General features: G+C 61.3%; 24 protein-coding genes and 1 tRNA gene. 14 read left to right on the plus strand and 11 right to left on the minus strand.

All coding sequences use genetic code 11. The features are described 5' to 3' along the window. Nucleotides 1-103: 103 nt before the first annotated feature. From J2754_RS07665 to J2754_RS07675, 3 genes are all read right to left on the minus strand, one after another. A complete protein-coding gene (locus tag J2754_RS07665) occupies nucleotides 104-487 on the minus strand; it encodes a PD-(D/E)XK family putative nuclease (protein ID WP_211087086.1) in 384 nt (127 codons plus the stop codon). 98 nt (nucleotides 488-585) lie between these two features. Further along, a complete protein-coding gene (locus J2754_RS07670; protein ID WP_211087087.1) occupies nucleotides 586-1107 on the minus strand; it encodes a hypothetical protein in 522 nt (173 codons plus the stop codon). A 57-nt stretch (nucleotides 1108-1164) separates the two neighbouring features. Next, nucleotides 1165-1680, minus strand: coding sequence for a hypothetical protein (locus tag J2754_RS07675; protein WP_211087088.1), 516 nt, complete (start codon nucleotides 1678-1680; stop codon nucleotides 1165-1167). Nucleotides 1681-1770: 90 nt separating this feature from the next. Here J2754_RS07675 and J2754_RS07680 point away from each other — a divergent pair, with 90 nt between their 5' ends. Both J2754_RS07680 and J2754_RS07685 read left to right on the plus strand, forming a co-directional pair. Continuing rightward, on the plus strand, nucleotides 1771-1980 hold the full coding sequence (locus J2754_RS07680) for a Sec-independent protein translocase subunit TatA/TatB (RefSeq protein WP_211087089.1): 210 nt from the start codon (nucleotides 1771-1773) through the stop codon (nucleotides 1978-1980). After that, nucleotides 1980-2174 (plus strand): hypothetical protein, encoded by a 195-nt coding sequence (locus J2754_RS07685; protein WP_211087090.1) that lies wholly within the window; start codon nucleotides 1980-1982, stop codon nucleotides 2172-2174. Before J2754_RS07680 ends, J2754_RS07685 begins: the two co-directional genes overlap by 1 nt. 290 nt (nucleotides 2175-2464) lie before the next feature. On the opposite strand, the gene J2754_RS07690 is transcribed toward J2754_RS07685, so the two are convergent. The 4 genes from J2754_RS07690 to J2754_RS07705 all read right to left on the minus strand — a co-directional run bounded on the left by J2754_RS07690 (nucleotide 2465) and on the right by J2754_RS07705 (nucleotide 5103). Continuing rightward, on the minus strand, nucleotides 2465-3613 hold the full coding sequence (locus J2754_RS07690; RefSeq protein ID WP_211087091.1) for an SWIM zinc finger family protein: 1149 nt from the start codon (nucleotides 3611-3613) through the stop codon (nucleotides 2465-2467). Then, nucleotides 3610-4023 carry a hypothetical protein gene (locus tag J2754_RS07695; protein ID WP_211087092.1) on the minus strand — a complete coding sequence of 138 codons (414 nt, stop codon included), beginning with the start codon at nucleotides 4021-4023 and terminating at the stop codon, nucleotides 3610-3612. The genes J2754_RS07690 and J2754_RS07695 overlap by 4 nt, the downstream gene beginning before the upstream one ends. 135 nt (nucleotides 4024-4158) lie before the next feature. After that, nucleotides 4159-4518 (minus strand): hypothetical protein, encoded by a 360-nt coding sequence (locus tag J2754_RS07700; protein ID WP_211087093.1) that lies wholly within the window; start codon nucleotides 4516-4518, stop codon nucleotides 4159-4161. Between the two features lie 375 nt (nucleotides 4519-4893). Further along, nucleotides 4894-5103: a hypothetical protein gene (locus J2754_RS07705; protein WP_211087094.1), complete on the minus strand. Its 210-nt coding sequence runs from the start codon at nucleotides 5101-5103 to the stop codon at nucleotides 4894-4896. Between the two features lie 336 nt (nucleotides 5104-5439). On the opposite strand from J2754_RS07705, the gene J2754_RS07710 reads away from it, so the two are divergent. From J2754_RS07710 to J2754_RS07750, 9 genes are all read left to right on the plus strand, one after another. Next, the gene (locus J2754_RS07710) at nucleotides 5440-6087 is read left to right on the plus strand and encodes a DUF8102 family protein (RefSeq protein WP_211087095.1); all 648 of its coding nucleotides are present in this window, start codon (nucleotides 5440-5442) and stop codon (nucleotides 6085-6087) included. Between the two features lie 50 nt (nucleotides 6088-6137). Further along, complete coding sequence (locus J2754_RS07715; RefSeq protein WP_211087096.1) at nucleotides 6138-6335, plus strand: hypothetical protein; 198 nt, start codon at nucleotides 6138-6140, stop codon at nucleotides 6333-6335. Further along, nucleotides 6335-6499 (plus strand): hypothetical protein, encoded by a 165-nt coding sequence (locus J2754_RS07720; RefSeq protein WP_211087097.1) that lies wholly within the window; start codon nucleotides 6335-6337, stop codon nucleotides 6497-6499. The genes J2754_RS07715 and J2754_RS07720 overlap by 1 nt, the downstream gene beginning before the upstream one ends. A 53-nt stretch (nucleotides 6500-6552) precedes the next feature. Beyond that, nucleotides 6553-6870, plus strand: coding sequence for a hypothetical protein (locus J2754_RS07725; RefSeq protein ID WP_211087098.1), 318 nt, complete (start codon nucleotides 6553-6555; stop codon nucleotides 6868-6870). A 139-nt stretch (nucleotides 6871-7009) separates the two neighbouring features. Further along, on the plus strand, nucleotides 7010-7675 hold the full coding sequence (locus tag J2754_RS07730; protein WP_211087099.1) for a site-specific integrase: 666 nt from the start codon (nucleotides 7010-7012) through the stop codon (nucleotides 7673-7675). A gap of 125 nt (nucleotides 7676-7800) precedes the next feature. Continuing rightward, nucleotides 7801-7910: transfer RNA gene (locus tag J2754_RS07735), tRNA-Pro, on the plus strand. 231 nt (nucleotides 7911-8141) lie between these two features. Beyond that, nucleotides 8142-8420 (plus strand): hypothetical protein, encoded by a 279-nt coding sequence (locus tag J2754_RS07740; RefSeq protein ID WP_211087100.1) that lies wholly within the window; start codon nucleotides 8142-8144, stop codon nucleotides 8418-8420. Next, on the plus strand, nucleotides 8413-8826 hold the full coding sequence (locus J2754_RS07745) for a hypothetical protein (RefSeq protein WP_211087101.1): 414 nt from the start codon (nucleotides 8413-8415) through the stop codon (nucleotides 8824-8826). Before J2754_RS07740 ends, J2754_RS07745 begins: the two co-directional genes overlap by 8 nt. A 154-nt stretch (nucleotides 8827-8980) precedes the next feature. Further along, nucleotides 8981-9445 carry a hypothetical protein gene (locus J2754_RS07750; protein WP_211087102.1) on the plus strand — a complete coding sequence of 155 codons (465 nt, stop codon included), beginning with the start codon at nucleotides 8981-8983 and terminating at the stop codon, nucleotides 9443-9445. An 86-nt stretch (nucleotides 9446-9531) separates the two neighbouring features. Here J2754_RS07750 and J2754_RS07755 read toward each other — a convergent pair whose 3' ends face one another. From J2754_RS07755 to J2754_RS07765, 4 genes are all read right to left on the minus strand, one after another. Then, nucleotides 9532-9732: a hypothetical protein gene (locus tag J2754_RS07755; RefSeq protein ID WP_211087103.1), complete on the minus strand. Its 201-nt coding sequence runs from the start codon at nucleotides 9730-9732 to the stop codon at nucleotides 9532-9534. Further along, nucleotides 9722-9853: a hypothetical protein gene (locus J2754_RS16435; protein WP_281063866.1), complete on the minus strand. Its 132-nt coding sequence runs from the start codon at nucleotides 9851-9853 to the stop codon at nucleotides 9722-9724. The genes J2754_RS07755 and J2754_RS16435 overlap by 11 nt, the downstream gene beginning before the upstream one ends. Before the next feature lie 85 nt (nucleotides 9854-9938). Next, the gene (locus J2754_RS07760; RefSeq protein ID WP_211087104.1) at nucleotides 9939-10685 is read right to left on the minus strand and encodes a DNA cytosine methyltransferase; all 747 of its coding nucleotides are present in this window, start codon (nucleotides 10683-10685) and stop codon (nucleotides 9939-9941) included. Continuing rightward, entirely contained in the window at nucleotides 10682-11416 is a 735-nt protein-coding gene (locus J2754_RS07765) for a hypothetical protein (RefSeq protein ID WP_211087105.1), read from the minus strand. The genes J2754_RS07760 and J2754_RS07765 overlap by 4 nt, the downstream gene beginning before the upstream one ends. 934 nt (nucleotides 11417-12350) lie before the next feature. On the opposite strand from J2754_RS07765, the gene J2754_RS07770 reads away from it, so the two are divergent. The 3 genes from J2754_RS07770 (at nucleotide 12351) to J2754_RS07780 (ending at nucleotide 13745) form a co-directional block, all read left to right on the plus strand. Then, on the plus strand, nucleotides 12351-12743 hold the full coding sequence (locus tag J2754_RS07770) for a hypothetical protein (RefSeq protein WP_211087106.1): 393 nt from the start codon (nucleotides 12351-12353) through the stop codon (nucleotides 12741-12743). After that, nucleotides 12740-13033, plus strand: a complete 294-nt coding sequence (locus J2754_RS07775; RefSeq protein WP_211087107.1) for a hypothetical protein — start codon at nucleotides 12740-12742, stop codon at nucleotides 13031-13033. The genes J2754_RS07770 and J2754_RS07775 overlap by 4 nt, the downstream gene beginning before the upstream one ends. A gap of 169 nt (nucleotides 13034-13202) precedes the next feature. Beyond that, nucleotides 13203-13745, plus strand: coding sequence for a hypothetical protein (locus J2754_RS07780; RefSeq protein WP_211087108.1), 543 nt, complete (start codon nucleotides 13203-13205; stop codon nucleotides 13743-13745). The last annotated feature ends 467 nt before the right edge of the window (nucleotides 13746-14212 follow it).

Raw genomic sequence — 14212 nt, forward strand, 5'->3', positions numbered from 1 at the left:
TTCTCTGTTCTGTGGTTGTTTCAGTATGGTGAGCGATGGGTTCCGGGTCGCATGCGCGCGTGCGCTCGCCTATTGTGGGGTGCCCCTCCCCCTTCCCTTGCAGTCAGAATAGCTTCGGCCACGGTACTTTGAGCTGCTTCGAGTCCTTGCCTTCGTGACCGCTGTGTCGCCAGTCGATGCCGCCGAGTTGGCGTTGGACTTCCCTCGCCGACATTCGCTTCAGCTTCAACACCTTCCCGCTGTCCGAGGCGTGGATGGCGAACACGTAGCCGCCGCCGTTCTCCAGCAGTTTCTCGTGCGCTTCTTCCCAAAGTCGGAACCGTCCGTAGCGACCTCCGCGGTTGTGAACGGCACTCTTCACGTCTGCCTTCGTTCCGTTGCGGTACTCGATGTCATGCCACGACGAGTGGTTCGGTCGAGCTGCATACTTGCGCTGGGCGGCTTCCTCGGCGAGTCGTCCGTAGTGTGCTGACTTCCTGCTTGGCACAGTCGTGGATCCGCGGTGAGGCGGTTTAGGCGGCTCGCGCGGCGGGGTCAAGGGTGTCGCCCTCGGCGACCCCGTGCGGCCTTGACCCCACACGATCCTCAACGAACGTCCTCTTGGCTGACCTCGATCTCACCCTCAACCTCCAGCTCGTATTCCCGTTCTGCGTCCTCGACTGTCAGCGTCAACGTCACCGGTACTACGCCCGGGCCAATCGCAACATCGCCGAGGAAGTCGCTATGTGTGAGCGCGAGTTCGACATAGGTAGTCGTGGATGGCTTCCCGGCCTCGATGATTTCAGGGCCGTTGACCTCGGTGACGTGGATGTGGTCGTCCATCAGCGGCTCAAGGAAGGTTTCAGATAGATTGTACACGCGACCGAGGTCGTACTCCGCGGTCACGTTCCGCACCTTCGCGTCCAAACCGCCGCTGTTCTTCATCTCCAACGTCAGAATCGACCGTTCATCGTTGAGGTTGAAGTCTTCAATCTGCCCGCTATCGGGGATTATCACCGAAACGTCCGAGGTCGAGGTTCGGAAGTATCGGTGATAAACACGCTCCGCGCCGAAGACAATCCCGACGAGAGTGAGGAGCGTGCTTCCAATCGTGACCCAACCGACCATTACGGAAGGTGTTCGGCGAGTCGGGCCATGAGTCTGACGCTGTAGCAGAGAATCAGCCTACCGACGGTGCGGCTGGAACGTGATGCGTTGCTCGGCCGTGTCTCCACTGACTGTTCGGATACGGAGTGCCCCTTCAATCTCGTCGGGATGTGCGTCGCGCGGCTTTCCCATCGCCTCGTACTTGAGTTTGAGTACGCCGTTCCCCGGCACGCGTATCTCAGAGTCCGTCACCGTCGGCATGTTTGGCGGTGCATCGCCGGCGATTGGAACCTTCGTTGACCCCTCTACACGATCCAGTTCGAGTTCTTCGTCGCCGAGGGATAGCGTTGCGCCCAAGATCGTCGTAGGTTCCCGACCCGTGTTCTCTGCTCGAACCTTCAGGTCGTACCGAGTCACCGTTCCTTGCGCCCTGTCGTTGACCTTCCCGTGTTCGGCATCGGTAACGTCGAGGATGCTGAGACTGGCTTTCTGCGCTCGGTAGTGCTGGACTTGATAGTACCCGGAGATGACGGCGACGAGGAAGGCAGCGACCGTGAGAACGTCGTTCCAATACTGTGCCACGAGGTTAAGCATACCCGGCTCTGGTTGCCAAACCGCCAAATCGGTACCGAAGACCCATTCGCGGGAGCGGCTTATCCCAGCGGGGCTGCGACCGCGGTCGTGATGGCACTTGAACCGGTAGCACAACTTGGCATCCCCGGCGGCGTCGAGGTCGTCGTCATCCTCTTGCTCGCAGTGTTGCTGTTCGGGGCGAACAAGATTCCACGTCTCGCACGCGCAGCGGGGCAATCTATTGGCGAATTCAAGCGCGGTGCGGAACAGTCACAAAAGGAACTCGAGGACAAAGTCGCCGACGAGGCGGGTGACGAGTAGTGAGTCGCGCACGTGCCGCCGGTCAGGCTGCCGGCGGCATCATCGCTATGACGGTGGGATCGGCTGCCGTCGGCGGCTGGCTGATGGGCGCGTTGTCCATCATTGAGGCGGCTGGAATCGTCGCCGGCTACTTCGCCGCGATGTTCGTATTCGCGGTGGTAGCGGGGCTCGTTATGGGAGCAGTGAGTCGATAGAGGCAGCCTCGACGCAGATCCTTTTATGGTAGCAACTCCCCAGTCAAGACTGCCTCGTGGGCATCAAAGAGGGTGGGATGGGGCGAGGGTACGCCCCGGGCGCGACAACAGCGAACAAGAGAGATGGGGATTGCGTCTGGAACGACACCCGTGATCGCATCCGTTGCCTGCTGTCAGGCGATACCGCGCGGGGTCGCATCCGCCCACAACCAAGTCTGGGCTGGATGCCCCGCGCCATGAATTTGGTCAGGCGGCGTGCGGCTTAGGTGCTCTCCCAGAAAGGGATGGGACTACTCCCCTTCGACGGGGAAGAAGTAGGTGAACTCCTCGTGACCGTCGCGGCCAAAACCAGTGTATGAGCCGTCAGCGCACTCGTAGACGACCGCCGGCGGCTTGATCTCAATGTCGGCGTACGACTCCCACCACTGTACCTCTCGGTACATCCGGGCTTCGACGCGCGCGACGACTTCTCCGTCAACGAAGAACTCGCGGTCGAACCCCTCGGAGACGGACGTCGTCTCCGTATCGCAGTCCTCGGCGACATACTCCCGCCAGAGCCGGCGGGCGTCATCCCCACGGTGCGTCGCCACCACGGCATCGTCACCGCCCCGGGTCGCGTGCCGCTCGACGGTACCGGCGCCGTCGAACAGCTCCACGCGCTCGCCGATCTCTGCCGGCGACACCCACGTCAGTTCGTCGGCGGCGTCGACGGCAGCACGCTGCACCTCGACCGGCACGCGGGTGATCGACTCTCGAAGCGTCTCCCCATCCGCATCGAACTGGTCAAGAAGTGGAGCGAGGTCGCTGGAGATCGCCGACACAGGGAGGCCGCCACGGTCGGGCGCGTGGACGCGCTGCACCGTGCAGATCTCGCGTGACTGCCCATCGTCTGTACCTACCGCGATGTCGATGAGTCCGTGATGGTGGCTCGTGTGGATGACGTCCGCGGCGTCCACCGCTTCGATGGGTTCCATCTCTTCGATGAGCGACGGGAGTTCCGCTTCGAGGTCGTGGCTGGCGGCGTACTCCTCGGCGACAAGGTGGACGTCGTCGGGAACGTGATCCGCCGTCCAGACGTCCCACTCACCGTCGCCGCCGGGATCTGCCTTCGCGGTCGTCGTCCGCGTCCGTCCGCGATCGTCCTCGTACTCCACGACGACATCGACGCGACCGTCGCCGCTGCGTTGCACGTCCACCACTTCCGCGGCGGGTGTATCGTCCTCTGCTGCGTGCTGTTCGACGGCGCGGATGTGCTTGCATTTCGCACCTCGGTACTCGTGATCGGGACAGTCGCACGTCTCCTCGTCGAGGTCGACGTGGTAGTGCTCGCCACTCGCCGACATTACCAACCAGAGGTCTCCCGACCGCGTGATCGCCTCGACGTCTTCCCGGGCGCGCTCCTCGCGAGGGTCGTAGTCCGTGAGGCGCTTCTGCGTCATCGCGGATCACTGCCCGGGGAGGCGATCAGGAATGCGGACTCCGTTTCGTCGTCCACGTGCTGGGAGTCGAGTCGGGAGCGAGCAACCTCGCAAATCGTGAGCCGTACATAGCCGTACACCTCGGGTGCGTAGCCATCAATCTCCCACTCCTCGTAGATCTCGTTGGGGGCGAAGTCGACGTAGCTGTCCCACAGATCTTGCGTTTGTACGACGGTTACATCGGCGTACAGCGTTACTGTGCAGTCGTCGTCGCGGATGTGGTCGGGTAGGTCGACGCTGCGAATGATGGCGGCGTACACGTCGTTGACCATCGATCGCCATTCCTCGGGTTCGAGGTCGAAGTCGTCGGCGAGTTCGGTGATGATCTTGTCGTTCCAGTCGGGGGTTTCGAGTTCGATGTTCGCTGTCATCTTCGGTTGGAGGGTCGGCCGGAAGTCCGGGTCGTCAGCGGGCCGCGGTCGTCGTCAGGGCGCGAGGGGCCAATCCCACGCCGACGCGGCGCGAAGCCGCGTTTCGACCATTACGCGGACAAGGCGGGTGAGGGGCTATGCGGAGCCGTCAGTGCCGTCGGTGACGACGAGCGGGTCGAGGTCGTCGTCGCAGATCTCGTGCATCCGACGGTTGGCGGCGGCGCTCACGTCATCGCGTGATCGAGGCGAGGAGAGGAACAGGGCGCTGATGGCCTCAACGTCCTCGATCTGGTCGAGTTCGAGTGCTGCGTACGCGACTGCACAGCCGGGGTCGTCGAAGTAGACGTGGCGGTATTCGTCGCGGTCGGGGATTGCGTTCTCAATGGCGGCGTCAAGGTCGTCAGCATCGGCGATGATCTCGCTGAGCGCGGGGACGTCAAGGTCGTCACTGGTTTCAGGGCGGTCGTCGGTGGAGTTGTCGCCGGTTTGACTCATCCACCTCGTGTTCAGTGGGTGTCACTTATAGGTGTATTGGGAGCGTACCCCCTACGCTGTAACACCTAATCCGAGGGTTTTACCCACTCTCAGGTTGCGTAGTGGTTACTCTCCCGCAGCCTCTAAAAGCATCAAGAACTGAATAACTAATGCGGAAATGGTCGAACAGAACCAAGAAGACAGAACCGACTCTGAACAAGTCCTCAAAGTCCTCCGCGACGAGTACCGAGCCAACCCCCTGCTAATCCGCCAACGCACGGATCTCTCGAAACAGCGCGTCTACCGTGTCCTAAACCGCCTATGTACGTCCGGTGACGCGGAGAAGGTCTGCAAGGGTCTCTACCAAATCGGCGACACCGACGACGCGGGGCGTCCCTAATCGTTCTTTTCGGGCTCGTTGAGTCGCCATCCATTGCTGTCAAGGGAGATCGACGCTTGCTCACCATCTCCACTACCAACCACTGCGACAGTCTGGCCCTCGACAGCGGTGATGTAGACTCGGTGCCCGGACTCCTCAACAAGGAGTTCGACGTGCTCTCCCCCCGTCAATTCCTCGCGGTCGACTTCGCGGATACTCAGCGTCATTCGGTGCCGCGGTCAAGCAGCATCGCCCAAAAGGATCCGCGTGCCCGGGCAGCTACGAATCTACCGGCGGACACCGGCCATCGCCTGCTCTACTGTGACGTAGCTAGCGATCGCGACTACCAACGCCACCAGCCAGATTGCAAGCTGCGCATCGCCCGTAAACGTGGTCGGAATCATCCCGGCCACGACATTTGTTAGTGCGAACATCGCTACCGCCGCAAGCAGTCCTATTGCGGACATACACAATCAACCTGACCGGGGTTGAAATTAACTGGTTTGGCGTCTAAGCCAAGGAACTAAGATTACTCCCCCTTTCATTAGCTCATAGACTAACGAATGTCAGATGAGTTCGACTGGGTTCATCGAGACCGAGGCGTACTGACTGAGAGAGACCGGGAGATACTCGTCGGCGAATCAGGAGAAGACCTGACTCAGAACGCGTTGAACCAACGGTTCTACAGCATCCGAAATCGGATTGAAAACTCGGTGCTGGACTTCCATCTTCTCGCACAACACCTTCCACTGCCCGACCTCCGGCAACTCTTCGAACCGGCGTACGATTGGTCACGGGAGCGACGACGACTGAACGAGCAAGGTCGGACATCGACGCACCCCGACTTGTCCCCCTTTCTCTTGAGCTGGTTGTCACTCTTCGAGTTTTTCAGCTACGGGATGTATGCGGGTGGCAAGAATGAAACTCAAGTACTGATGCGGGGCCTCGTCGAGAATGGACTTGAGCGCGGATTCCGTCAATACCAACACGAGAACCGGCAGACGTACAGAGAGATCGACGCATCGCTCGAGTTCAATTACGGGAATCCCATGCTGCGGAACAACTACCTGAGAGACATCCACAACGACCTCCCTAGTGACCCATCCAATATCGCTGAGCAGATAATGACCCTACGACGACAGCGGAAAATCCCGTATCGCGTCGCTTCACGGTGGATTGATGAGTACGTCAGAACGCAAAGTCTCGAATAGTAGCAGCCCGCGGGCCGGCGTTTATTTGGCAACTCGTTCATCGATCAGGTATGCCGACGGTGAAAACGACGTGTTCGGCGTGCGACAACCGGATCAGCCTGATTACCAACGTCTCCGTGGAAATCATCCCCTGTCCCGAATGCGGTCAGTCGTACAAGGTCTCCGAGCGGGGTGCCCACGCTGTCCCGTCCCAAGAAAAACGTCACGAGAAACTCCGCAAGTGGGACGAAGAGGTGTTGCAAGACTGATGACGGTCGTCTCGGCGACGTGCCCGCGACGCGACCGTTCGGGAGAGATCGTGTTTACTGGCGTGAGCGAAGACGGCGAACTGCGTGAATGCCCCGACTGCTCCTCAGAAGTCGCGGTCGATCCGCGGTGCAACGAGGTGCTGCACGTCGAGGAAGAGCCGTAATCGCTCGCCCCGGGAAGGACGCGAATAAGTGAGACGAGTCGGGACGGCTGGATATGGACGAGATTACCAACGATCTCGAAGAAGGCGACGTGGTTCGAATCGACTTTGCCGGCGACTACGGCACGCACGAGGGCGAAGTGATCGGTATCACGCCGGGGCTTGGTTGTGATGGACAAGAGACGGAAGTCGATGTGAAGCTCGAGAACGCCGGCGAAACGGACTACGCCCCGTCGACAGACCACTACCTGATTGATATTGTTACGGTGACCCACAACGTCGACGACGAGCTAACAGCGTCTGGCAGCACCATTCACGAGCACACCACAGAGTCGATGGGTCGCGTCGAGGAGTTCGAGGTTCTCGGCGAGTAGGTAGGTGTCCGGGATTCCCCCGTTCGAGGTCAGATTCACCCCACGACCGCCCCGAACCACCCCTGCTTCGAGAGCACTTACGGTCGAAAACGTCCTACTTCTCGAATAGGAGGACACTCCTCCCGAACAACCGATGCGAATGAAACCCTACCCCGACCGAGAGGACGGGAAGCGAGTCTGGCTCAGTCAGGACGAGATCGAGATGGTGATTGACGAAGCAGAGAACACCGAACAGGAAATCGCGTTCAAACTCGGTGCGAACTGTGGTCTCCGACGCAAAGAGATCGCACGAGTCCGAGTGAAAGACCTCGTCACCGACGAAAAGGGGCACTACCACCTCCGTGTCTGGGAGGACTTCGCCAAACACGACCATTACCGAGAGCCGCCCGTCCCCGATAGCGTCGCAAACAAAGTCGAAGCGATGGCCGACTTCGGCGACCTTGACGATAACGACCAGATCATCGACTATACCGACAAAACCGTCTACCGCTGGCTGATGCGCGCGACCGCCCGCCTCGAAGCCGATACCGGCGACGAGGGCTGGGATAGAGTCGACGTTCACGACTTGCGCCGCAGTTGGGCAACCCACATTCTCGGCCAAGGCGTCCTACCGAGCGTTGTGATGAGTTGGGGCGGTTGGAAGGATTGGCAGACGTTCAGACGCCACTACTTGGGCGAGTTCAGCCCTGAGGTGCTGGAACGCGAGCGAGAGAAGGTTGAGTTCTACGCCGACGGCGACCCCCTTGACGCCCAGCCGACGGCCAACACCACCGTTCCCAGCGGCGGCCATTACGCTGACGACTGACCCCCACCCGGATGCGGGTGTGACTTTTACCGCTCTACCACCGACTACCAGATGGGTCGTCGGGCGAGTAACCCGATGGTCGCGTCCCGCATACCTCGGGACTTCCTCGGGGTCACTGCGAGGCCGAGACGGTGGCCGAGTGGCCAAGGCCTGAATCCCTCGCCTTGGGGTAAAAGCCTCTCCCGTGAGAATCGGGATAACACGGGGCTCGCGGGTTCGAATCCCGCCCGTCTCACTCCTCGCCGGCCTCACCTGTTCTCGGTGTCGCCAGTCATAGTCATACGCGAAGAGGGGGATGGCCCCTCCAGAACCGTCGGTGGATGACTCCACCGTCGCCCACCGGGCCTGACCGGCCCATCCTCATCGTCGCACTCCAGTCCTGTAAAACCCACGTAGAGGCCGCGAAAATGCCCATAACAAGCCATACGGGGAAACTCCTACACCTGAGCAGAACCAACACGCGTGTATGACTGACGACGAAACAGACTGGCCACCCGGCTGGACACCACGCGAGCGCGTGGAGAGCGTAATCCACGACCACGACGCGCCTGACAACCCTTCCGAGATCGCCGAGGATGCCGGAGTCGACGTTGAGACCGCGCGTGAAGTGGTCGAACAGATCGGCGGCAGGGATTACAGTGACACTCGCTGGAGTGACGATGCCATGGGTGCAGAGGAAGCAGCTGACAGACTGCCCACCGCAGCGGAATTTGACGCAGAGTTCGAGGGCAACGACGATGACTGACGACGGCGACGAGATGACGGAACACGAGCGCGAGGTCATTGAGGAGCGCATCGAGGAACTCGAGGACGCTGACAGTCGGTACTCGACCGAGGGGGTCGCCGAGGATCTCGCCGTCGACCTTGACCGCGATGGCCACCGCGAACGCTTCGCAACGGCTGTCGGGATGGTCGCCACCGGCTGGGAGTCGCTCCCGGATGCGGCGGAGCGCCGCGACGTGGATCCCGAGGACGTGGCCCGCGCCCTGTCGCGCTACCGGAGTCGTGAGGACTTCGACAGTCGCCTGTGGGCAGATCGCCGACGTGACGACGGAGAGATCGCTGCTGACCGCGTCGAGGCGCTCGACGATGAGGATAACCTCGAGGACGTTGACGCACTGATCGATGACCTGCCCGACGCTGAGGAGTAACCGCACCCCCGCGTCGGTTCCGATGAAAAACCACCTGACAGAGAGGGTTTAACCGTCCCAACCCACACACCCCTCGGTTCCAATGAAACCTCGAAGTGGGATACCCCTCTGTCGCGCCAAGGGTTAAAATAAGTGACAATTACCAACGCCTGTAGTGACGATCATCAAGAAGAAAGTGAACGGGCACGGCCCGTACCTGTACAAAGTCACCTACGAAAACGGACAGCATCGCTGGACGTACTTAGGTCGCGCCGACAGCGACGACACCATCACGAGTGATGGGCACAACGCCGACCGAGGCGATGAAGATACTCAGGTCGGTGGCAAAGGCTCCGACCACTCCGACTCACAAGACAACGCCACACCCAGTGAGGTCGGTGCGTGGAGCCCCACCTCCAGCGGTGGGGGCGACATAGCCGCGTGGGAGCACGAAAATGGTTTCTACGATTCGCAGCTCCTCATCCGTGACGACGATGACGGCTACACCGTTCGCGCTGGAAGCCGCGACCTTCTCAAAGCAGAGGATCTAGACACGTTTGACACTGCCGAGGAAGCCGTTGAATTCGCCGAGAAGTTCGCCCGCGCTCATCCCGGCGGGTACGAGCCACAACCGGACTGACTAGTTCCTCCTTTTCCTGACCGCTTACCAACGGTTCACCAGCCACGGGCACACACCCCGGCTCTTGAATGAAAAACAGCCCCGGGTCAATCCGTCCCTGAAAAAGCCGTCACCGCGATCGCGCCCACAATCACAGCGTAGATCATCATCATCTCCACCGGCGTCGTCGGATAGTACAGGTCGGGAAAGTCGAGCACGTAGTGATACACGACCGAACAACCGACTGCAACCAACCCCACGAAAGCGAACCCCACGACGACCCCAACCGGTTCCGGGTCACTCGTCATCGCTCCCACCCGCGCTGGTGCGCGAACAACCATCGAGGTCTACGTCGCCGCCGTAGTACTCGATGCGCCCGGCGGCGAGGAAGCATCGCAGGCAGAGGTAGCCGTGCTTCTCGTCTTCCACCCGAAGGATACCCCCGTCGCAGACACGGCACTTCGGCAGGCGGCTCGTCCCGATCCAGACTTTCCGACGCCCCACGGTGAACTCCCTATACATCGCCATCCCCCGCGCTGGTGCGCGAATCCACGAGGAGCGTCTGCCGCGTTTCGAGTGAGGCCGGTAGTGGCACGTCGTCGACGGCGGGGCAGTAGTACATCAGGTACTGAACGTAGGGCTGCGGGATCGCCGACCGGACTTCCTCACGCGTCCACGCTCGCGGCACATCCTTGGCGTCTGCGAGCGGCCCCTTCCGACGACCGGTGGGATTGTCCACGCACATCGACTGCTCGGGCTGGCCGGCGGCGAGCGCGTTGGGCACGTGGAAGCTTGTCTCGAAGTGTCGCTCCAGCCGATAGGGTGCGTCGAACGCGAGACCGTTCACCTTCGCCGGCCCCTTGAGATCCTCGCACGTGGCGACGTTCTCGATGATGTACTCCTCGGGATCGAGCGCGTTAATCACCTCGCGGACATCAAGGTTGGCAATCGTCGGGTAGACGTCCCGTGGGTCGTCGTGATTGATGTTGGAGACGGTTGAGTACGCCTTACACGGCGGACTTGCCCAAACGACATCCGGTGACGGAAGTTTCTCCGGGATGTTCGCGGAATCCGAACAGTCCACCTCGAAGAACGCGCCGGGGTACTTCTCACACTTGCCCCCGTCGATGTCAAACCCCACGTGGGCGAGGTCTAGCGTCTCCAGTGCCAGCCCGACGCCGCCCGCACCGGCGTAGAGGTCGTAGACGAGGACTTCGTCGGGGTTGTTGGCGGCTCGGTACAGCTCGGCGAGTCGGGTCATTGCTGATCACCGCCGAACAGGCGATTCCACAGGTCGCTGATGTACCCACGGTTGCTTTCGACGACGCTGGCGAGCGAATCCTCGTCGTACTTTTCAGCAAGTGCGCTTGCATTACCAACGGCTTCTTGCAGCGTAGTCAGCTGTGAACGCGTCTCCCCGACCTTCTCGTCGATCTTGGTGAGGCGGTTTTGGATACCGTTGTACTCTGCATCACGGTTAGACAGCCGCTTTTCGACACTTTCGCGCGTCTCCTCAACCTCATCCTCCGCATCAGATACGGAGTTAGCTAAGTCCTCTACTCTCCGCGACACCGCCTCCAAGCGGTTTTCGAGTTCTTGCCTCTGCTCTGCTTCATCGTCCAGATCGTCGTACGATGGCCCGTCGCGCACTGCGTCGAGTTCTTCTCGCAGCTCCCAGACCAACTCCTCGAGGTCGTCAATATCGTCCACGTCGAGCGGAGTGACGGTGATGTCCACCGCCTCCCTCTCACCGCGTGGGGTCAGACTGGCGACCCGCGGCGGCTCAAGCGGCGGGTTTGGTTCACCCTCGAAGGTATCGATCAACCCGCCGTCTTCGAGATCATCGAAGACTCGGGTGATCTGGGTGTTGTGTTCCAGCTCTCGGTCGTATTCCTGTGCCTCGTCAAGTACCTCAGATGTCCGCATCACATCGTCGTCAGCATCGGCAAGGACGCGGAGCACGATTTTCTCGCGCTCCTCGAAATCGTCCATCTACACACGCACATATGTTGTCAATCTTCTTAAACGACCTCCCGGAACGGGTACCGGTACAAGGCCGGAACAATCGGCGGCGTCCCAGTATAGGCCACCCGGGGCGAGGAAGGGTTACTCCGTGCAACTCCGCTGCCGATCCTCGCCCTCTGCGCGAAGCGGGATCTCGAGTGCGTGTCCACGCGTGGGCTCCCGGGGCATAGGCCCACACCGCAGGGGGAGACACCCTCGGCGGCGTCTCCCCAGCAGCCTCTCCGCCACTGAGCTGGGGTTCCCTGATCTCCTCGAGGAGCAGGGTTCCCGAGCATCACCGCGGGGGCAGGGTTCCGGGCATCGACGTCGACGTCGGGTTCCCAGCCTCGCAGCGATCACGGTTTACCAACGACTACGCGACCGAGTGCCCCGGCGACGTCGACGCCGAAGGCTGGGTAGCCACCACGGGCGCTGTTCATCGGAACCCACGGGTGTGTGCGGTTACCCGGGGCTCCACGCGAACCCAAGGGGTGCGCCTCGAGCTTACATTCCAGACCCGGGGTATGGGTGCTGCACACCGCTAGCGCAGTGCAGGCACGCGCACACTACCCGTGAGGAGGCGGCACACACCCAATCACGCGGGCGCGTCCACGCATCAAGCACCTTCGTCTAACCACACTCTCAGGCGGTCTCCGTTCTGCTCTCGGCGTCTGAGTCACAGCCAGAAGTTGAACGTCCATACTTAAAACGTTCACAGCGGCAGGGGTTTATAAGATAATTATAATTATTTTTTATTATGTCTGCTAGAGTCCTCCCACACAAACCACTTTTTATAATGACCTCCTATCTCCCGGTGAAAGATGTAAGCTACCCAGAGCACACGAGCAAGCATAGAACCAACGGTTGACTGCCGAATAGCCACGAAACAAGCAGAATCCAGAACTCCCCACGAGAGACATCTATGAAATCCGACAAAGCCGCTCAGGAGATCTGTATCGACACGCACGACAACGCGGCCGCCAACGCGGACACCATCATCAGCTCCCTCCGTGACAGCGTGATGCTCGCTGCGTACGAGGAACACGACGACAACGCCGCGAAGGCACTTTACAACGCCGCACTCTCCGAGGAATTCAACGACCGCCTCACCAACCCCGCCGAAACCGACGACCGGGACTTCCGCCGCGGAATCGAGGGCAACGCCTACGCCGCCGACGCTGACGAGATGCTGACCGCCATCGCCGGCGGGATGCGCGGCAAGGTCGACGTCCTCGCCGACACCGAAGACGAGCGTCGCACGCTGCTGGAAGTCGCCGCCGAGATCGAGACCCGCATCCGGGGTGGTCAGGCGTGACGGTCTACCTCGACAACCGCAAGGCAGAGATCCTCGGCGCAAACCTCGACCGTGGGATGCTCACCGTCCGGTACCACCCCGACGAGTACCACGACGGCTCCACCGCCGTCGAACACAAAGACCCGCTGGACGACCATCACCGCGGCGACGAGCACACCGTTCCCGTCCACCAGCTCCGCGCGGACGGCGGTACTGCCGAGGTCGCACAGACCATCCTCGCCCTGCCCGACACGGCCGTCTCGGGTCGAGCGGAATGGGTTGAGGAGTACCGCGTCGCTGACGACGAATAGGGGTGCCCCGGGTCGCCGTTTAGGGCGGCGACCACGGGAGTCGAGGTCAGGATGAAGCCGGTTCCCCTCCAACGGGGTTCCACCTGATTCTCGACGTGCGTCCACCGTAAAGGCTGCCCCCAGCCGCAGCACTGCCCGCCAATCAGTTCTGCAGTCCGTAGAAACCTCTATGAGCAACTCCAACACCCAACGAAAACCGAGCATCGACTACCCAGACGACCCCTCCCCGACGCACGACGTGGCTAGCTGGCACCCACGCGTCGAGACCCTCCCCGACGACGGCGGCGTCGATGCCCACCCCATCAACTACGTCAGCAACGACTCCCCTGCCACGGCCCGTCCCGCCCCGGGCACGGTCGGCTGGGTCATCAGCCGGCCCGAAACGGTCGCCGACTACGTCGCCGAACACGGCCACGGCACCATCGACGTGCCGCAGTACTACAGCCGCTTCCCCGACATCGGAGCGCACAACACGCCCGATCGCGAGGACTACATCGCCGTCGGCCCCGGACTGGAGAGCGACGAGGGCAACACCGTCATCGACCCGCGTCTCGTCTGCCTCGCCATCCGCGTGCTGAACGGCAAGGGCCGGTACCCCGCCGACGAACACACGCTGTACGACTGCCTGCCGCTGCCGTGCCCCCTCGTCCGTGACGAGGTCGGGGCCGTCATCATCGCGCCCCGGGTCGCCCCCAACGGCCTCGACGACTGACCCCCGGCCGCGCCGGCGGCTTTACCAAGGGGTCGTCGGTGACGCTACCAGCGTAAGAAACGTCGGTAATGCAAGAAGCGTAGGCGACGTAAGAGACGCCGGGTGACGTAAGAGACGCCAGTGACGAAAGTGACGCAACCCACGCAAGTGACGGAAGACGCCCGCTCCTCCACGCGCCATCTTACCAACGACCCGGCACGCTGTCAAACCAACCGACGCCCAAGGATCAGTCGGATGTCGACACAACAGGGGTAAGCCGGGGTAAGATCCGGGGGTATTACCCCCTAAACCGGCTCCTCAGGCGCTATATAACCACAAATGACGGTTTTCGATTTAGGGGGTAAGACCCGTAAGAGGGTATAGTAGAACTTGGCTATAAGATTCGGCGGCGAAGGAGATGTGTGTTTCAGCGCGAATCCTCCGTTACCCCCTTACGGGCCTTACCCCCGAGATCAAAAGTCGTGTTT

The organism is Halarchaeum nitratireducens, from assembly GCF_017874695.1.
GTDB classification, from domain to species: Archaea; Halobacteriota; Halobacteria; order Halobacteriales; family Halobacteriaceae; genus Halarchaeum; species Halarchaeum nitratireducens.